Genomic DNA, 18,083 nt, shown 5'->3' on the forward strand with positions numbered 1-18,083 from the left:
CGATGGCCCTGAACAGGCAAGCAGTGACGATCGCGCGGCTGCGGCAGCAAGCGGCCGCCGTGCGCGACGTATTGACAGCCCCCGGAGCGAGCCTAGGTTGCATGCAATATTCATCGTGCGGGCGCAGGGATTCCGTCGCGGCTGCGGCGGAGGAGGGAGAACGCACATGTTCCGTTTCCGCGCAGGCGGTCAGGACCGGCCACGGCCGGTGCCGGGGGACCCGCGGGATCCCGTGGACGAAGTGCCGCGCGTGTGGCGGCTGGCCGTCTACGGCTTCCAGCACGTACTCGCGTTCTACGCCGGAGCCGTGGTCATGCCGCTGCTGGTGGCGGAGGGCATCGGACTGGAGGGCGAGGAGGTCGGCACGCTGATCAACGCCTCGCTGATCGCCTGCGGGATCTCCACGATCCTCCAGGCGGTGGGGCTGCCGGGCATCGGGATCCGGCTGCCGATCGTGCAGGGCACGTCGACCACCGCGGTGCCGTCGCTGGTCTCGGTCGGGCTGGCGGCCGGCGGCGCGCGGGCCGGGCTGCCCACCGTCTTCGGGGCCGTGATCGCGGCGGGCCTGGCGCTGTTCCTGATAGCACCCCTGTTCAGCAGGCTGGTGCGGTTCTTCCCTCCCGTGGTCACCGGCACCATCCTGGCGGTGGTCGGCATCACGCTGCTGGCCGTCGCGGCCCGGCAGGTGGGCGGAGGGGACACGGGCGCCGCCGACTTCGGCAGCCCGGGGCACCTGGGGCTGGCCGCCGTGACACTGGCCGTCATCGTGCTGCTGCACAAGTTCTCGCGCGGCTTCCTGGCGACGGTCGCGGTCCTCGCGGGGCTGGGGGTGGGGACCGTGGTCGCGGCGTTCGCGGGCCGGACCGACTTCTCGAAGATCTCCGACGCGGACTGGGTGGGCGTGGCCGCGCCGCTGCACTACGGGACGCCCCGCTGGGACTCGATGGCGGTACTGTCCCTCCTGCTCGTCATGATCATCATCACGGTCGAGAGCATCGGGCAGTTCTTCGCCGTCGGGCGGATCGTCGACCGGAAGGTGGACGGCGGGGACGTCGTCCGGGCGCTGCGCGCGGACGGCCTGGCCACGGCCGTCGCGGGCGTGCTCAATTCCTTTCCCACCACGGTCTATTCGCAGAACATCGGCCTGATCCGGCTCACCCGGGTCAAGAGCCGCTGGGTGGTCGCCGCGTCCGGCGTCATCATGCTGCTCCTCGGGCTGGTGCCCAAGGTCGGGGCGGCGATCGCCGCGATGCCCGCCTCGGTGCTGGGCGGCGCGACCGTCGTACTGTTCAGCACGATCGCGGTGGTGGGTGTGCAGATCCTCCTCCAGGCGGACCTGACCGACCAGCGGAACACCCTCCTGGTCGCCGCCAGCGTGGGCATCGGCTTCCTGCCCACCGCGTATCCGCAGTTCGCCGAGCAGATGCCCGGACGGCAACTGCATGCACTCTTCGAGAGCGGGATCATCCTCGGCACGCTCTCCGCCGTGCTCCTCAACCTGTTCTTCCATCATCTGCGGCTCCCTCGGCGAAAAGCCAGGACACCAGGGCCCGTTGACGATCCCCCGGATTACATGCAACATGAAGCACACGTCGCGGAGACACCATGACAAGGGGGATGGCGATCATGCCGACCGAACGGGCCGTCAATCCCGTCGCAGGGGGAAACCTGCTGGCGGACCAGGCGTACGAGGAGTTGAAGGGCGCCGTGCTGGCGAACCGCCTGCAGCCCGGGGACTCCCTGTCCGTGCCGGCCCTGGCGGCCCAGATGGGCATCAGCCGCAGCCCCGTGCGGGAGGCCGTGCAGCGCCTCATCCACGACGGCCTGGCCACCCACGTGGCGCACCGCGGCGCCGTGGTCGCCACGGTCGACGTGGAGGACGTCCGGCAGCTGTACGTCGTCCGTGAGGTGATGGAGGGGCTGGCGGCCCGGCTCGCGACCGAGCGGCTCGACGCCACCAAGGTGGCCGAGCTGCGGGCGCTGCTGGAGGACCACGAGCGGGTCGTCGCCTCGGGTGAGAACGAGAAGCTGCACATCGAGATGGACATGGCGTACCACCGCCTGATCCGCGAGGTCGCGGGCAACGTCCATCTCACGGCCGCTCTCGACACCATCCAGGGCAAGGCGCACCTGGCACTGCACTCCCTGTGGCGCAGCCCGGACGCACCGCGGCTCGCGCTGGAGGAGCACCGCCGGATCTTCGAGGCGATGACCGCGGGCGACACGGACGCGGCCGAGCGGGCGGCCCGCGAGCACGTACGCCGTCTGCGGATCCGTCTGTCGCAGGCCATCGCGTCGGGCCCGGAGCCCGGCAGCGGATCCGCGCCGGTCCGGGCCGTCCCCTAGGGCCCGTCCCGCTTCGCCGAGTGGTTTCGGTCCCGGCCCCGAGGGGCCGCGGCCGAAGCCCCCGGCTCGCGGCGCACCGTCCCGCACCACTGTCAGTGAGAAGGGAAGTGATCGTCCGTGAGCACCGCCACCGGCACCCGGCAGCGGCGCGACGCCGGCCACGGGGTGGGCACCGACGCCCTCCGCCCGGACGGCACGCTGAAGGTGCGGGGTGCCTTCGCCTACGCCTCCGACCTGCGCTGGGACGGCATGGTGTGGGGAGCCACGCTGCGCAGCCCCCACCCCTCGGCACGGATCGTGCGCCTCGGCACCGCCCGTGCCCTCGCGCTGCCCGGCGTGGTGGCGGTCCTCACCCACCGGGACGTGCCCGGCAGCCCGCGCTACGGCATGAAGGTCGCCGACCAGCCCGTCCTCGCGGCGGACCGGGTGCGCTACCAGGGCGAGCCGGTGGCGCTGGTGGCCGCCGACCACCCCGAGACCGCGCGCCGGGCCCTGCGACTCATCGACGTGGAGTACGAGGAGCTGCCCGCCCTCACCGACCCGGAGGACGCCGTCCGGGGGCTGGGTCCGCTGGTCCACGAGGAGCGCGTCGACGGCGGACGCGGCAACGTCGTACGCCATGTCCGCATCCGCCACGGCGACATGGCCGGGGCACGGCGGCTCGCCGACGTGGTCGCCCGCGGCGTCTACGAGGTCGGCATGCAGGACCAGGCCTTCCTGGGCCCCGAGGCCGGGCTGGCGATCCCCGCGGAGGACGGCGGCGTCGACGTCCTCGTCTCCACACAGTGGCTGCACGACGACCGGCACCAGATGTGCGCGGCGCTCGGACTGCCCCCGGAGAAGGTGCGGTTGACGCTCTCGGGCGTCGGCGGGGCGTTCGGCGGCCGGGAGGACGTGTCCGTGCAGATCCACGCGGCGATGCTCGCCCTGCACACCGGCCGGCCCGTGAAGATGAGCTACCACCGCGAGGAGTCCTTCTTCGGCCATGTCCACCGCCACCCGGCGAAGATGTGGTTCGAGCACGGCGCCACCCGCGACGGGAAGATCCTCTACGTCAGGGCGAAGCTGCTCTTCGACGGCGGCGCGTACACCTCCACCTCGCAGGTCGTCATCGCCAACGGCTGCTATTTCGCGGCCGGCGCCTACGAGGTGCCGCACGCGGAGATCGACGGGTTCTCCGTCTTCACCAACAACCCGCCGTGCGGGGCCATGCGGGGCTTCGGCGCCGTGCAGTCCTGCTACGGCGTGGAGTCCAACCTCGACCGGCTCGCCCGCGAGCTCCGCATGGATCCGCTGGAGCTGCGGCTGCGCAACGCCATGACGACGGGCACGGTGCTGCCCACCGGCCAGGCCGTGGACGGGCCCGCGCCCGCCGCGGAGCTGCTGCGCCGGCTGCGCGACCGTCCGCTGCCGCCCGCCCCCGATCAGCGGACGTCCGCGTTCGCCCTGCCGGGCGGCCTGAACAACACCACGCACGGCGAGTCCGTCCGGCGCGGCGTCGGCTACGCGATCGGGGTGAAGGCGATCGGCTTCTCCGGCGGCGTGGACGACCGGTCGGTGGCCCGGGTCCGGCTGTCCCTGGCGGGCGGCGAGCCGGTCGCCGAGATCCACACCGCGGCCGCCGAGTGCGGCCAGGGCATCGTCACCGTGCAGACGCAGATAGCCCGCACCGAACTGGGCGTGGAGCGCGTGGTGGTGCTGCCCGCGGACACCGCGGTCGGTGACGCCGGCTCGTCCTCCGCCTCCCGCATCACATGGATGAGCGGCGGCGCGGTCCAGGGCGCGTGCAGGGCCCTGCGGGAGCGACTGGCCGCCCTGGGCACCGGTCCGCTGACCGAACTCCTCGCCGCGCACGGGCCGTTGGAGGAGGAGTACGAGTACGCCCACCGCCGCACGTACCCCGTCGATCCCGAACGCGGTCAGGGCGACGCGCACATCGCCTTCGCCTTCGCCGCCCACCGCGCCGTGGTCGAGGTCGACACCGAGCTCGGTCTGGTCAAGGTGGTCGAGCTGGCCACCGCGCAGGACGTGGGCAAGGCGATCAACCCGCTGGCGGTGGAGGGGCAGATCGAGGGCGGCAGCGCCCAGGGGCTCGGCCTCGCGGTCATGGAGGAGCTGCAGGTCTCCGGGGGCCGGGTGCGCAATCCCTCCTTCACCGACTACCTCATCCCGACCATCGCCGACATGCCGACGGTCCCCATCGACCTCCTCGAACTGCCGCATCCCGATGCGCCGTACGGGCTGAACGGGGTGGGCGAGCCGCCGACCCTGTCCTCCACGCCGGCCATCGCCAACGCCCTGCGCGACGCGACGGGGCTGGAGCTGGCCAGGGTGCCGGTGCGACCCGACGACATCGCCGGAAGGGGGTGAGGCGGGCCCGACGGGTTCCCTCCAGACGGTTCTGCACGGCTCGACACGGCGGGGAGGCGACTTCGCGCCGCAGCGACAGGCCAGACCCAGGAAGGACAGCACGTGATCATCGACACCCACATGCATCCGACGAACATCGTCGACCAGGCGTGGCGGCACGACGGCGAACCGTTCACCGGTGAGCGCATGCTCGAGATGATGGACCGGCCGTACATGATCAACGGCAAACCGCGTCGCATCGACTACGGCTGCATCATGCCCCCGCCCGGCAACAGCGTCTGGCAGGAGGGGATGCGCACCGGCCGCGAGGGCATCCGCGACTACATGGCGTACATCACCCATCTGGTGACGGCGTACCCCGACCGCTTCATCGGGAACTTCATGTACAACCCGCGCTTCGGGCCGGAGAACGGCGCGAAGGAGCTGGAGTTCCACGTCAAGGAGTACGGCTACAAGATGGTCAAGCTCCACGCCAACATGCACGCCTACCGCCTCGACCGGGCGCTGGACTGGCTGCGGCCGGTGCTGCGCGTCTGCGACGAGCTGGGCGTCGTGGTGCTCATCCACACCGGCGACGGCCCGTACTCCATCCCGACGCAGTTCTACCCGATCATCCGGGAGTTCCGGGACGTCAACTTCATCCTGGCGCACTTCGGCGTGCAGACGGGCGGCGTGTACTGCTTCGAGGCCCTGTACATGATCCTCGACAGCCCGAACGTCTACGGCGAGTCGGGGTGGCTGCTGCAGTCCCGCATCGTGGAGTTCGCGCAGCAGATGGAACGGCACCAGATGGTCTTCGGCACCGACTCCCCGCCCAACGAGCCCGGCATGTGGGCCCGTGAGCTGGAGGTGCTCTGCGGCCCGCCGCCCCAGGGCATGAACCTCTCGGAGGAGGACCTCGAGGGCTACCTCGGCAACAACATGGCCAAGCTCCTCGGCCTGAAGCCGACGCCGCCACCGCGCGACGCCGAGGAGGCGCAGCTGCGGCTGAAGGACACCTACGCCACGCTCGGCTCGGCGGCCGCCGGCCGCGCCTGACGCGCGGGGCGCCGTTCCGTCCGGGGCCCGGCCGGGGCCCCGGACACCCTTCCCGTTCCCGTGGACACGCAGAGGACTGGATGCCGCCATGCAGCCGACCCGCCGGACGAGGACGCAGGACCTGCGGGTCTTCCTCGCCGACTACACGGAACACCACCCGGAGGACGTCCTGACGCTCGACGACAGGATCACCGGGGAGGACGTGGCGGCGCTGGCCGTCGAGCTGGCGGCCCGCGGCCGTGAGGACATGCTGGTGTGCCGGGACGTCGAGGGCCTCGACGGCACGCCGCTCGTCACCAACGTCTTCGCCTCCCGCCACCGCGTCGCCCGTCTGCTCGGCACCGACACGGCCGGGCTGCACCGCGCCTACCAGGCGGCGGCCGCGCGCCGCACCGAGCCGCGGGTCGTCACGGACGGACCCGTGCTGGAGTGCGTCACGCAGGGCGACGCGGTGGACCTGGCCGCCCTGCCGATCGTCCGGCACTTCGCGTCCGACCGCGCCCCGTACGTCACCAGCGGTGTCATCGCCGTGGAGGCGCCGCAGCACGCCGAGGGCCGGGCGGGCAACCTCAGCTACCACCGGTCCATGGTGCACTCCCGCAACCAGCTGGCGACCAGCCTGCACTCGCGCGGACATCTGTGGCAGCTGCTGCGGCTCGCCGCCGACCGCGGCGAGAAGCTGCCCGTGGCGATGGTGATCGGCGGGCACCCGCTGTTCATGCTGGCCGCCTCCGCCCGGGTCGGGCCGGGGACCGACGAGCGGGACATCGCCGGCGGCCTGCTGGGCGAGCCGCTGGAGGTCGTGCGCACGCCCCGGCACGGCATCGGGGTCCCGGCGAGCGCCGAGATCGTGCTGGAGGGCGTCATCGACCCCGAGCTGCGGGCCGACGAGGGACCGTTCGGCGAGTTCTCCGGCTACTCCTCCGACCGCTCCACCCACAACGTCCTCACCGTCGAGACGGTGCTGCGCCGCCGCGACACCCTGCTGCTCGACGTCGTCGGCGGCAACACCGCCGAGCACCTCAACCTCGCCCGCATCCCCCGCGAGTCGGAGATGGCGGAGAAGCTGCGGGAGCGCTTCCCCGAGGTGACCGCCCTGCACTACCCCACCTCCGGCACCCACTTCCACGCGTACGTCGCGCTGCGCCCGAGCCGCCCCGGCCAGGCACGGCAGGTCATGCTGGGCCTGCTGGGCTGGGACCCGTACCTGAAGACGGTCGTGGCCGTCGACGACGACGTGGACGTCACCCGGGACGAACAGGTGCTCTGGGCGCTGGCGACCCACCTGCAACCGCACCGCGACGTGTTCGTCGTGGACGGGCTGCCGGGCAGCCCCCTCGATCCGTCCTCGACGGCCGACGGCACGACCTCCCGCATGGCGCTGGACGCCACCCGGGGGCCCGGGTTCGACGGGGTCCGGATCACCGTGGCCGAGGACAGCCTCCGGACCGCCCGCCGACTGCTGGGCGACGGGGCCGGATGACCGGGGGGGACCCGCCGGGGAACACCGCCGTCCTGGCCGCTGTTGCCTCCCATGGGCGGAAACGGAGGCGGAACGGTGCACGGTGAGTACAAGATCCCCGGCGGCAAGCTGGTCGTCGTGGACGTGGAGGCCGAGGACGGTGTGCTGCGGCAGGTGCGCGTGGCGGGCGACTTCTTCCTCGAGCCGGACGAGGCGCTCGACGCCGTGAACCGTGCGCTGGAGGGCGCCCCAGCCGACACCGACGCCGCGGGACTGGCCGCGCGGATCGACGCGGCCCTGCCCGAGGGCACCGTGATGTACGGGCTGACCTCGGAGGGCGTGGGCGTCGCCGTGCGCCGGGCCCTCGCGCACGCCACGGACTGGACGGACTACGACTGGCAGCTGATCCACGAGGCGCCGCAGTCCCCGGCCCTGCACATGGCCCTGGACGAGGTGCTGACCGCCGAGGTCGCGGCCGGCCGCCGCCCGCCGACGCTGCGGGTGTGGGAGTGGGGCTCCCCCGCGGTGATCATCGGCAGCTTCCAGTCGCTGCGCAACGAGGTCGACGCCGAGGCCGCCGAGCGCCACGGTGTGGAGGTGGTGCGCCGGATCTCCGGCGGCGGCGCCATGTTCGTGGAGCCCGGCAACACGATCACCTACTCGCTGTCCGTGCCGGAGGCGCTGGTGCAGGGCCTGTCCTTCCAGGACAGCTACGCCTACCTCGACGACTGGGTGCTCGGCGCCCTCGGCGACATGGGCATCCGCGCCTGGTACCAGCCGCTGAACGACATCGCCACCGACCAGGGCAAGATCGCGGGCGCCGCGCAGAAGCGGATCGTGGGACACGGCGGCAGCCCCGGCGCGGTGCTGCACCACGTGACCATGTCCTACGACATCGACGCCGACAAGATGCTCGAGGTGCTGCGCATCGGGCGGGAGAAGCTCAGCGACAAGGGCATCAAGAGCGCGAAGAAACGGGTGGACCCGCTGCGCCGCCAGACCGGCCTGCCGCGCGAGACCGTGATCGAGCGGATGATCGCCTCCTTCGGTGCCCGGTACGGACTCAGCCAGGGCAAGGTGACCGACGAGGAACTGGCCCGCGCCGAGGAACTGGCCCGCACGAAGTTCTCCTCACCGCGGTGGACGGCCCGGGTGCCCTGACGGATCCGTCTGCGTCACCGGCCGGGCACGCAGCGAGTTCGCCCTTCCGCCCCACAGGTACTCGTGTGACACTGGCGTCCCCGTCCGCAGTGCGGACCCCCTCCGCACCGTCCCCCACGAGAAGTGCGCCGTGCGTTCTCTTCCCCTGCCGCTCGCCCTGACCGCGCGCCTGGCCCCGGTCGCCGTGCTCGCCACGGCGGGCTGGGTGCTGTCGTCCGGGCCGGACACGACACCGGCCGCCGAGGACGGCACGCCGCCCGACGGCGGGCGCCCGTCCGCCTCGGCCCCGGCGACGCAGGCGGTCACGAAGACGTACGCCGCCGCCCCGGCGCCCTGCGGGAGCCTGGCCCGGAAGACGATCACGTCGCTCGTCCCGGGAGCCGAGGCGGAGGGCAAGGAGATCCCGTCGACGGACACGAAGGTGCGCCGCACCTGCTCGTGGAACGCGCTCAAGGGGTACGACTACCGCTGGCTGGACGTCTCCTACGAGGTGCTGGCCACGGACGAGGCGGCGCGGAAGTCGTACAGGGAGCGGGTCGCCGACCGCAGCGGCGGAGGCGACGTCCCGGGGCTCGGCGACCAGGCGTACTCCGTCGTCAACCTCACGACCGAGGACAAGCAGCAGACCCGGGAGGGCACCGTGCTGGTCCGCGCGGCCAACGCCCTGGTGACGATCACGTTCAACGGCAGTGACTTCGAGACCAAGAAGGCCCCCGGCACGGAAGAGATCAACAAGGGGGCCATCAAGGCGGCCAAGGAGGCGGTGGCCGCCCTGCAGGGCGGCCAGGCCGGCTGACCGCCCCGACGGCGTCTCAGCCGGCGGCCCGGTTCCGGGCGCCGGGCAGCATCAGCAGCAGGTAGAGCAGCATCGAGGTGCCGAGGCCCACCGCCCAGCCGTAGTCGGCCAGCGGTTCGAGGAACGGCACGGGCCGGCCGTCGATCAGGGGGTGGAAGTCGGCGCCGCCGATGGCCAGGACACCGCCGGTGACGAAGGCGGCGACCGCCCGCCAGTTCCAGCCGCCGGTGTACCAGTACCGTCCGCCCGTGCGGTACAGGTCGACGAGGTCGAGGCGGGCGCGGCGCAGGATCCAGTAGTCGGCGATGAGGATGCCGGCGACCGTGCCGAGCAGCCCGCCGACCAGGCCGAGCCAGGTGAAGATGTAGCCCTGCGGGTCGGAGTACAGCTTCCACGGGAAGATCAGCACGGCGAGGACGCAGGTGACGAGCGCGCCGGCCCGGAAACTCACCTTGCGGGGCGCGACGTTGGAGAAGTCGAAGGCCGGTGAGACCAGGTTGGCGGCGATGTTCACGGACAGGGTCGCCACCAGGACGGTGACGAGGGCGAAGAGCAGGCCCACCGCGTTGTCCGTCTTCGCGGCGAGCTGCACCGGGTCCCAGATCGGTTCCCCGTAGACCGCCTGCGAGCCGGAGGTCACCATGACGGACAGGAAGGCGAACAGGGTCATGGTGGTCGGCAGGCCGAGGGCCTGGCCGCGGGTCTGGGCCTTCTGGCTCTTGCCGTAACGGGTGAAGTCGGGGATGTTCAGGGAGAGCGTGGACCAGAAGCCGATCATGCCCATGAGGGAGGGCCAGAACAGCTTCCAGAAGTCGCCGCCCCAGCCCAGTTCCGACGGCTGGTCGAAGAGCGGGCCGAAGCCGCCCGCCTGGTCGGTCATCCACCACAGCATCACGAACGCGCCGACCAGGACGAAGGGCGCCGCCCAGTTCTCGAAGCGGCGGATGGTCTCCATGCCCCGGTAGATGACGGCGACCTGGATCGCCCAGAAGATCGCGAACGACAGCCACATGGTCCAGGCGTAGCCGCCGACCGTACCGGCGTCCGTCCAGCCGTCGCCGATCAGCTTGCCGGCCAGGAAGTAGATGGCCTCGCCGCCGATCCAGGTCTGGATGCCGAACCAGCCGCACGCGACCAGCGCCCGCACGACGGCGGGCAGGTTGGCGCCCCGGATACCGAAGGAGGCGCGGGCGAAGACGGGGAAGGGGATGCCGTACTTGGGTCCCGCGTGCCCGGTGAGCAGCATCGGGACGAGCACGATCAGGTTGGCCAGGGCGATGGTGAACACCGCCTGCTTCCAGTCCATGCCGACGGCGATCAGACCGGACGCGAGCGTCCAGGAGGCCGTGTTGTGGGCCATGCCGACCCACAGCGCGGAGAAGTTGTACGTGGTCCAGGTGCGCTTGCCGACGGGGACCGGCAGCAGGTCGTCGTTGGCGTACGGGCCGCTCGGCGGCGGGGAGCCCGGGGCGAGCTCCACGCGCCCGTCGGGGAGGGTGACTTGGGCGGACGGCGGTATGGCGGTGGGCGCGGTGTCGGTCATGGGCAGGCCAATCATGCGGTGGGTCGGGAGAGGCCGTGCGGGCGGTGCCGAGGGGGGTGCGCGGGTGCGCCCTGGACCCCCTGCCCCCGAGGGGGGAGGGGGCGTACCGGGGAGTCAGCCGTTGACGGCCGGGATGACCTGGGTGCCGTACGCGTCGATGACGGCTTCCTGTGCGTCGTGCATGTCGTACACGGCGAACTGGTCCACGCCGAGGGCGCGCAGGGCGGTCAGCTTCTCGATGTGCTTCTCGACCGGCCCGATCAGGCAGAACCGGTCGACGATCTCGTCCGGCACGAACTGTGTGTCCGGGTTGCCGCTGCGTCCGTGGTGGGCGTAGTCGTAGCCCTGGCGGGCCTTGATGTAGTCGGTGAGTTCGTCGGGGACGGCGGCGGAGTGCTCGCCGTACTTGGCGACCAGGTCGGCGACGTGGTTGCCGACCATGCCGCCGAACCAGCGGCACTGCTCACGGGCGTGGGCGAGTGCCGCGGGCGAGTCGTCGGCGGTGACGTAGGCGGGGGCGGCGACGCAGATCGTCACCTCGGACGGGTCGCGGCCGGCCGCCGTCGCGGCGTCCTTGACGGCCCGGACCATGTACTCGGTGAGGTAGGGGTCGGCGAGCTGGAGGATGAAGCCGTCGGCCTCCTCACCGGTCATCTTCAGGGCCTTGGGTCCGTACGCGGCCATCCACACGGGGAGTTCGGCGTCCGGCTTGATCCAGGGGAACCTGACGACGGTTCCGCCGCCGAGGTCGGCCTCCTCTCCCCTGCCCAGCGCCCGGATGACCTTCATGGCCTCGCTGATGCGGGCCAGGGTGTTGGGCTTGCGGCCGGCGACGCGCATCGCGGAGTCGCCGCGGCCGATGCCGCAGACGGTGCGGTTGCCGTACATGTCGTTGAGGGTGGCGAAGGTGGACGCGGTCACCTCCCAGGTGCGGGTGCCCGGGTTGGTGACCATCGTGCCGACCCTCAGCTTCGTGGTGTGGGCCAGGATCTGGCTGTAGATGACGAACGGCTCCTGCCACAGCACGGCGGAGTCGAAGGTCCAGCCGTGCGTGAACCCGTTGCGTTCGGCCCGTTGCATCAGGCTGACGACACGGGAGGCCGGCGGGTCGGTCTGCAGGACGAGTCCGAAGTCCATGGGCACCGCTCCTAGTTCAGGTACTGGCAGGTGGAGCGCGGGGTGTAGACACCGTGGCCCTTGCGGCCGGTGTACTCCCGCTCGGTGACGACCGGCTCGCCGCGCGAGAGCACGGTCTCCACGCGGCCGGTGATCCGCTTGCCCTCGTAGGCCGAGTAGTCGACGTTCATGTGGTGGGTCTCGGCGGACAGGACCTGCTCGGCGTGCGGGTCGTAGACGACGATGTCGGCGTCGGCGCCGGGGGCGATGGTGCCCTTCTTCGGGTACAGGCCGAACATACGGGCCGGGGTGGCGCAGGCGATCTCGATCCAGCGGCGCCGGCTGATGTGCCCGTCGACGACGGCCTGGTGGAGCAGGTCCATGCGGTTCTCGACGCCCGGCATGCCGTTGGGGATCTTGGAGAAGTCGCCGCGGCCCAGCTCCTTCTGGCCCGTGAAGCAGAAGGGGCAGTGGTCGGTGGAGACCACCTGGAGGTCGTTGGTCCGCAGGCCCTTCCACAGCGCCGCCTGGTGCTCGCGCGGGCGCAGCGGCGTGCTGCACACGTACTTGGCGCCCTCGAAGTCCCGCTCGGCAAGGTTGTCGGTGGACAGGAACAGGTACTGCGGGCAGGTCTCGCCGAAGACGTTCAGGCCGTCGTCGCGGGCCCGGGTCAGCTCGGCGACCGCCTCCTGCGCCGACACGTGCACGACGTAGAGCGGCGCGCCGGCGACCTGGGCGAGCCGGATGGCGCGGTGGGTGGCCTCGGCCTCCAGCAGGGCCTTGCGGACCTCGCCGTGGTAGCGGGGGTCGGTCTCGCCGCGGGCGAGCGCCTGCTCGACGAGGACGTCGATCGCGATGCCGTTCTCGGCGTGCATCATGATCAGTCCGCCGTTGCCGGCGGCGCGCTGCATGGCCCGCAGGATCTGGCCGTCGTCCGAGTAGAAGACGCCGGGGTAGGCCATGAACTGCTTAAAGGAGGTGACGCCCTCCTCCACCAGCAGGTCCATCTCCTTGAGCGTCTTCTCGTTCACGTCGGAGACGATCATGTGGAAGCCGTAGTCGATCGCGCAGTTGCCCTCGGCCTTGGCATGCCAGGCGTCGAGGCCCTCGCGCAGGGAGTGCCCGACGCTCTGGATGGCGAAGTCGACGATGGTGGTCGTACCGCCCCAGGCGGCGGCCCGGGTGCCCGTCTCGAAGGTGTCCGCGGCGTAGGTGCCGCCGAAGGGCATCTCCATGTGGGTGTGGCCGTCGACGCCGCCCGGGATCACGTACTTCCCGGTGGCGTCCAGGGTCCGCTCGGCCGTGAGGCCCTCGGCGGCCGGGGTGCCCGACGCGGCGAGGGCGGCGACGCGGCCGTCCTCGATCAGCACGTCGGCGTGGATCTCGTCGGACGCGGTGATGACGAGACCACCGCGGATGACGGTACGACTGCTGGTCATGCTGGTCCCTCCTGTCGGGAGCGGTCGGTCAGGGCGCGGTCAGCGGCGCGTACGCGCCCGGCGCCCGGTCTCGGTAGAACTGCCAGCGGTCGCGGACCTCGCGCAGCTTGCCCATGTCGAGGTCCCGGACGAGGAGTTCGCTCTCCTTGTCGCTCGCGACCTCGCCGACGAACTGCGCCTCGGGGTCGACGAAGTACGAGGTGCCGTAGAAGTCGTTGTCGCCGTACTCCTCGACGCCGACGCGGTTGATGGCGCCGACGAAGTACTCGTTGGCGACGGCCGCCGCCGGCTGCTCCAGCTGCCACAGGTAGCCGGACAGGCCCCGTGAGGTGGCCGACGGGTTGAAGACGACCTCGGCGCCCTGGAGGCCGAGCGCCCGCCAGCCCTCCGGGAAGTGCCGGTCGTAGCAGATGTAGACGCCGACCTTGCCGACGGCCGTGTCGAAGACGGGCCAGCCGGAGTTGCCGGGCCGGAAGTAGAACTTCTCCCAGAAGCCCTTGACCTGCGGGATGTGGGTCTTGCGGTACTTGCCGAGGTAGGACCCGTCGGCGTCGATGACGGCGGCGGTGTTGTAGAGGACGCCGGGCTGCTCCTCCTCGTACATGGGGAGCACCAGGACGATGCCGTGCTCGCGGGCGAGCCGCCTGAAGCGCTCGACGATCGGGCCGTCGGGGATGCGTTCGGCGTAGGCGTAGAACTCGGGGTCCTGGACCTGGCAGAAGTAGGGCCCGTAGAACAGCTCCTGGAAGCACAGGACCTGGGCTCCCTGGGCGGCGGCGTCGGTGACCGCCTGCTCGTGGACCTGGATCATCGATTCCTTGTCGCCCGTCCACGCGGTCTGGAAGAGCGCGGCACGGATCACTCGGCTCATCTTCGGCCTCCACTCGCTCGGTGTGCTGCGAGCGTAGGGACGGCGGCGGGCCCGTTCGACGGGCACGGTGTCACGTCTGCGGGCATCGGGCATTGCACGGTGTCACCCCTGTTGTGCGTCGTGGGCGAGGAGCGCGATGTGCACGGACGCGGCCTGTTCGAAGTCGTCGAGGTCCACGCCGAGCCTGGCCTGTATGGCCTCCAGGCGGCGGTAGAGGGCGGGACGCGAGACGTGGTGGAGCTGGGCGGTGCGGGACTTGTTGCGGCCGGTGGCGAGGTAGGTGCGCAGGACGGGGAGCAGGTCCTCGTCGGGGCCGCGCAGCAGCCCGTCCAGCTCCCTTTCGGCGAAGGACTGCACGTGCGGGTCGTCGCGCAGCAGCCGTACCAGGCCGCGCAGGTGGATGTCCCGCAGGCGGACGACGGGCGGCAGGTCGAGGGCCGCCGCGGAGTCGGTGACGGCGTCGGCGACGTGCTGCGCCTCGCGCAGGCCGGCCGGTACGTCGTCCCAGAGGGTGCGGGCGTCTGCCGCGGCGACCACGGTGCCGGTGGCGCCGGGCTCCGTGCGCAGCCGGGCCGCGAAGTGGTCGGTCAGTGCCCTGGCGTCCTGGTCCCGGGCGAGGCTGAGCAGTACGGCGGTCGTGTCGTCGGTGAGCCGGGCGGCGAGGCCCGGCAGGCCCAGCAGCCGCAGCACGCGGTCGAGGCGGGCCGGGTCCCCGTCGCGGACGGCCAGCGGGACGAAGACGCGCCGGTTGACCGGCAGTCCGGCCGCCCGTGCCCTCGGCAGCAGTTGCCGCGCGGGCACGGCCCCGCCGGCCAGGTCGGTGAGCAGGCTCCGTGCGGACTGCTCCTCCCAGGAGGGCATCGCGGGGCCGCCGAGCATGCGGTGCAGGACGAGGGCCTCGGCGGCGCGGTCGGCGAGCAGCCGTCCGGCGGCCCGGTCGCCGCGGTGGCCGCACAGCACCAGCCGCCCCCAGCGCTCCCCGCGGCAGGTCAGCTCGGCGCGGATCCAGCCGTCGGCGGCGCCGGCGCCGGCCTGCCGGGCGATGCGCTCCCAGTCGCGCAGCACGTCGTCGACGGCCGCCCGCGCCCCGGCCGTGGCGAGGACGCGGTGCGCGAGGTTGGTGACCACGACCGGGCAGCCGGCGTGCCGGGCCACCTCGTCGAGCAGGCGCTGCACGGGGGCGCCCGCGGTGATCAGGCCGGTCAGTTCGGTGCGGACCGCCTCGGAGAGGCTGACGGCGGCGTACTTGCGTCGCAGCAGCCGGGACTGGACCTCCTCGGTCAGTTCGGCGAAGGGGGAGGGACGGTGCAGGACGACCATGGGCAGCCCGCACCGCTCGGCCGTCCGGCGCATCACGTCCGGCGGGGCGGGGAAGGCGCGGCCGAGCCCGAGGACGACGGCCGCGGCCTCCGCGCGGTGCAGGGAGCGGATGTACTCGGTCTGCCGGTCCTCGTCCCCGGCGAGCAGCACCCCGGTGGTGAGGACCATCTCGCCGCCGCTGAGCATCACCCCGACGTCGGCGGCCTCGGCCACGTGCACCCAGCGCACCGGCCGGTCGAGCAGGCCGGCGCCGGCCACCACCTCGGGCTGCCCGGCGAGCACCCGCTCCAGGGCGAGGACCTGACGGACCGACAGGGCGGGTTCCCAGGATTCCCGGGTGGTGGTCATGGCGGCGGTACCTCCGCTCGGTGCACGGCTCAGCGCACGGCCGTCACAGGCTCCGCAGGGCGCGTTCCAGGATCGCGGCGCCCTCCTCGGCCTCCGCGACGGTGAGGGACATCGGCGGGGCGACGCGCAGGGCGCTGGTGTCGTGGCCGCCGCCCTTGCCGATGAGCAGGCCGCCCGCGCGGGCCTCCTCCAGCACGGCGGAGGCGGCCAGGGGGTCGGCCTCGTCGGTGCCGGGCCGGGTCAGCTCGATGCCGAGCATCAGTCCGCGTCCGCGCACCTCCCGGACGTGCGGCACCTGGGCGGCGACGCCCCGCAGCCGTTCGAGGAGCAGTCCGCCGACGCGCCGGGCGTTTCCCTGGAGGTCGTGTTCCAGGAGGTAGGTGAGGTTGGCGAGGCCGGCCGCCATGGTGACCTGGGTGCCGCCGAAGGTGGAGATGCTGTTGGCGTCCAGGCAGTTCATGATCTCGGCGCGGGCGATGACGCCGCCGATCGACATGCCGTTGCCGATGCCCTTGGCGAAGGTCACGATGTCGGGCGGACCGCTGCGCCCGTGGGCCTGCCAGCCCCAGAAGTGCTCGCCGGTGCGGCCCCAGCCGGTCTGCACCTCGTCGGCGATCCACAGGATGCCGCGCTCGTGCAGCACCTCGCGGAAGGCGGCGTACAGGCCGTCCGGCGGGGAGGTGAAGCCGCCGACGCCCTGCACGGGTTCGGCGATCAGCGCGGCGGGTGGGCGGGTGTGGCCGAGGAGGTCCTTCAGGTCGGCGACGCAGGCGTCGATGAAGTCGCGGTCGTCCAGGTGGGCGTAGGGCCCGCGGGTGCGTACGCCGCCGTGCACGTACAGCGTCTGGAGCGGGGACAGCGAGGTCGGGGACCAGCCGCGGTTGCCGGTGATGCCGACGGCGCTGAAGGAACGGCCGTGGTAGCTGTTGCGCATCGCCAGGATGGTGTTGCTGCGCCGGTACGCGGTGGCGAGGAGCAGGGCGGTGTCGTTGGCCTCGGTGCCGGAGGTGGTGAAGAAGACGCGCGCGTCGGGGATGCCGGACAGCTGGGCGATGCGCTCGGCGAGTTCGACCATCGGCCGGTTGAGGTAGAGCGTCGAGGAGTGGATGATCCGCCCGGCCTGCTCGCTCACCGCCTTGGTCACCTCGGGCAGGGCGTGCGCGGTCATCGTGGTGAGGATGCCGCCGAAGAAGTCGAGGTACTTGTTGCCGGAGGAGTCCCAGACGTGCCGGCCCTCGCCGTGCGTGATCTCCAGCGGGTCCTCGTAGTAGAGCGCGAGCCAGTCGGGCAGCACGGCGCGGTGACGGGCGAACAGGTCCTTGGTCACGGCTGCACCAGCCCTTCGTAGGCGTCGGGGCGGCGGTCGCGGTAGAAGGCCCACTGCTGCCGCACCTGCTCGATGAGGTCGAAGTCCAGGTCGCGGACGACAAGTTCCTCCTTGGTGTCGCTGGCGACGTCGCCGACGAACTGGCCGCGCGGGTCGACGAAGTACGACGTCCCGTAGAAGTCGTTGTCGCCGTACTCCTCCTGCCCGACCCGGTTGATCGCGGCGACGAAGTACTCGTTGGCGACGGCCGCCGCGGGCTGCTCCAGCCGCCACAGGTGGGCGGACAGGCCCCGGTGGGTGGCGGACGGGTTGTAGACCAGCTGGGCGCCGCCGAGGCCGAGCTGCCGCCAGCCCTCCGGGAAGTGCCGGTCGTAGCAGATGTAGACGCCGACCTTGCCGACGGCCGTGTCGAAGACGGGCCAGCCGAGGTTGCCGGGCCGGAAGTAGAACTTCTCCCAGAAGCCCTTGACCTGCGGGATGTGGTGCTTGCGGTAGGTGCCGAGGACGGTGCCGTCGGCGTCGATCACGGCCGCGGTGTTGTAGTAGAAGCCGGACTGCTCGACCTCGAAGACCGGGACGACGATCACCATGCCGGTCTCGCGCGCGAGTGCCTGCATGCGCCGGGTGGTCGGCCCGTCTGGCACGGGCTCGGCCCAGCGGTAGTGCTCGGGGTCCTGGACCTGGCAGAAGTACGGGGCGTTGAAGACTTCCTGGAAGCCGATGACCCGGGCGCCCTGCCGGGCCGCCTCGCGGGCGTGCTCCTCGTGTTTCGCCACCATGGACTCGGTGTCGCCGGTCCAGGTGGCCTGGACCAGAGCGGCACGTACGACGTTGGCCATGAGCTGCTCCTTCGACACGACGTCAGAGCCTCTACGCCCGTAGAGCAGGCCGTAGAGGGACGAACGTAAGCCTCTCGGACGGGCTTGCCAAGACCATCGTCGCCAAG

The 18,083-nt window shown here is 71.8% G+C and carries 14 protein-coding genes; 7 read left to right on the forward strand and 7 right to left on the reverse strand.

What is annotated here, in order from left to right:
• The first annotated feature begins 166 nt into the window (after nucleotides 1-166).
• The 7 genes from ACIRG6_RS15575 (at nucleotide 167) to ACIRG6_RS15605 (ending at nucleotide 9,173) form a co-directional block, all read left to right on the forward strand.
• Nucleotides 167-1,609, forward strand: coding sequence for a nucleobase:cation symporter-2 family protein (locus tag ACIRG6_RS15575; protein ID WP_403322943.1), 1,443 nt, complete (start codon nucleotides 167-169; stop codon nucleotides 1,607-1,609).
• Nucleotides 1,606-2,346, forward strand: coding sequence for a GntR family transcriptional regulator (locus ACIRG6_RS15580; protein WP_403322945.1), 741 nt, complete (start codon nucleotides 1,606-1,608; stop codon nucleotides 2,344-2,346). The genes ACIRG6_RS15575 and ACIRG6_RS15580 overlap by 4 nt, the downstream gene beginning before the upstream one ends.
• Nucleotides 2,347-2,463: 117 nt before the next feature.
• The gene (locus tag ACIRG6_RS15585; protein WP_403322946.1) at nucleotides 2,464-4,716 is read left to right on the forward strand and encodes a molybdopterin cofactor-binding domain-containing protein; all 2,253 of its coding nucleotides are present in this window, start codon (nucleotides 2,464-2,466) and stop codon (nucleotides 4,714-4,716) included.
• Between the two features lie 102 nt (nucleotides 4,717-4,818).
• Nucleotides 4,819-5,754 carry an amidohydrolase family protein gene (locus ACIRG6_RS15590; RefSeq protein ID WP_403322948.1) on the forward strand — a complete coding sequence of 312 codons (936 nt, stop codon included), beginning with the start codon at nucleotides 4,819-4,821 and terminating at the stop codon, nucleotides 5,752-5,754.
• A gap of 88 nt (nucleotides 5,755-5,842) precedes the next feature.
• Nucleotides 5,843-7,237 (forward strand): UbiD family decarboxylase, encoded by a 1,395-nt coding sequence (locus ACIRG6_RS15595; RefSeq protein ID WP_403322950.1) that lies wholly within the window; start codon nucleotides 5,843-5,845, stop codon nucleotides 7,235-7,237.
• 75 nt (nucleotides 7,238-7,312) lie between these two features.
• Nucleotides 7,313-8,377 (forward strand): lipoate--protein ligase family protein, encoded by a 1,065-nt coding sequence (locus ACIRG6_RS15600; RefSeq protein WP_403322953.1) that lies wholly within the window; start codon nucleotides 7,313-7,315, stop codon nucleotides 8,375-8,377.
• Between the two features lie 130 nt (nucleotides 8,378-8,507).
• Nucleotides 8,508-9,173 (forward strand): hypothetical protein, encoded by a 666-nt coding sequence (locus ACIRG6_RS15605; RefSeq protein WP_364682878.1) that lies wholly within the window; start codon nucleotides 8,508-8,510, stop codon nucleotides 9,171-9,173.
• Between the two features lie 16 nt (nucleotides 9,174-9,189).
• Here the strand turns inward: ACIRG6_RS15605 and ACIRG6_RS15610 are convergent, their stop codons facing one another.
• The 7 genes from ACIRG6_RS15610 to ACIRG6_RS15640 all read right to left on the reverse strand — a co-directional run bounded on the left by ACIRG6_RS15610 (nucleotide 9,190) and on the right by ACIRG6_RS15640 (nucleotide 17,976).
• Nucleotides 9,190-10,716, reverse strand: a complete 1,527-nt coding sequence (locus tag ACIRG6_RS15610; RefSeq protein ID WP_364682880.1) for an NCS1 family nucleobase:cation symporter-1 — start codon at nucleotides 10,714-10,716, stop codon at nucleotides 9,190-9,192.
• Between the two features lie 114 nt (nucleotides 10,717-10,830).
• Nucleotides 10,831-11,853, reverse strand: coding sequence for a TIGR03842 family LLM class F420-dependent oxidoreductase (locus ACIRG6_RS15615; protein WP_239764320.1), 1,023 nt, complete (start codon nucleotides 11,851-11,853; stop codon nucleotides 10,831-10,833).
• A gap of 11 nt (nucleotides 11,854-11,864) precedes the next feature.
• Entirely contained in the window at nucleotides 11,865-13,271 is a 1,407-nt protein-coding gene (gene hydA / locus ACIRG6_RS15620) for a dihydropyrimidinase (RefSeq protein ID WP_364823552.1), read from the reverse strand.
• 28 nt (nucleotides 13,272-13,299) lie between these two features.
• Nucleotides 13,300-14,142, reverse strand: coding sequence for a nitrilase-related carbon-nitrogen hydrolase (locus ACIRG6_RS15625; protein ID WP_364823553.1), 843 nt, complete (start codon nucleotides 14,140-14,142; stop codon nucleotides 13,300-13,302).
• A gap of 102 nt (nucleotides 14,143-14,244) precedes the next feature.
• A complete protein-coding gene (locus ACIRG6_RS15630; protein WP_364682885.1) occupies nucleotides 14,245-15,810 on the reverse strand; it encodes a PucR family transcriptional regulator in 1,566 nt (521 codons plus the stop codon).
• 43 nt (nucleotides 15,811-15,853) lie between these two features.
• Nucleotides 15,854-17,137, reverse strand: coding sequence for an aspartate aminotransferase family protein (locus tag ACIRG6_RS15635; protein WP_364682887.1), 1,284 nt, complete (start codon nucleotides 17,135-17,137; stop codon nucleotides 15,854-15,856).
• A complete protein-coding gene (locus tag ACIRG6_RS15640) occupies nucleotides 17,134-17,976 on the reverse strand; it encodes a nitrilase-related carbon-nitrogen hydrolase (protein WP_189232247.1) in 843 nt (280 codons plus the stop codon). The genes ACIRG6_RS15635 and ACIRG6_RS15640 overlap by 4 nt, the downstream gene beginning before the upstream one ends.
• Nucleotides 17,977-18,083: the final 107 nt, after the last annotated feature.

This window comes from Streptomyces flaveolus (assembly GCF_044765825.1).
In the GTDB taxonomy this organism is placed as follows: Bacteria; Actinomycetota; Actinomycetes; order Streptomycetales; family Streptomycetaceae; genus Streptomyces; species Streptomyces flaveolus.

Excerpts from the sequence above, each read along its gene's own strand:
- ACIRG6_RS15580 (WP_403322945.1), top strand. The coding sequence starts at position 1,606 with ATGACAAGGGGGATGGCGATCATGCCGACCGAACGGGCCGTCAATCCC.
- ACIRG6_RS15610 (WP_364682880.1), bottom strand. The coding sequence starts at position 10,716 with ATGACCGACACCGCGCCCACCGCCATACCGCCGTCCGCCCAAGTCACC.
- ACIRG6_RS15630 (WP_364682885.1), bottom strand. The coding sequence starts at position 15,810 with ATGACCACCACCCGGGAATCCTGGGAACCCGCCCTGTCGGTCCGTCAG.
- ACIRG6_RS15640 (WP_189232247.1), bottom strand. The coding sequence starts at position 17,976 with ATGGCCAACGTCGTACGTGCCGCTCTGGTCCAGGCCACCTGGACCGGC.
- ACIRG6_RS15625 (WP_364823553.1), bottom strand. The coding sequence starts at position 14,142 with ATGAGCCGAGTGATCCGTGCCGCGCTCTTCCAGACCGCGTGGACGGGC.
- hydA (WP_364823552.1), bottom strand. The coding sequence starts at position 13,271 with ATGACCAGCAGTCGTACCGTCATCCGCGGTGGTCTCGTCATCACCGCG.
- ACIRG6_RS15595 (WP_403322950.1), top strand. The coding sequence starts at position 5,843 with ATGCAGCCGACCCGCCGGACGAGGACGCAGGACCTGCGGGTCTTCCTC.
- ACIRG6_RS15615 (WP_239764320.1), bottom strand. The coding sequence starts at position 11,853 with ATGGACTTCGGACTCGTCCTGCAGACCGACCCGCCGGCCTCCCGTGTC.
- ACIRG6_RS15575 (WP_403322943.1), top strand. The coding sequence starts at position 167 with ATGTTCCGTTTCCGCGCAGGCGGTCAGGACCGGCCACGGCCGGTGCCG.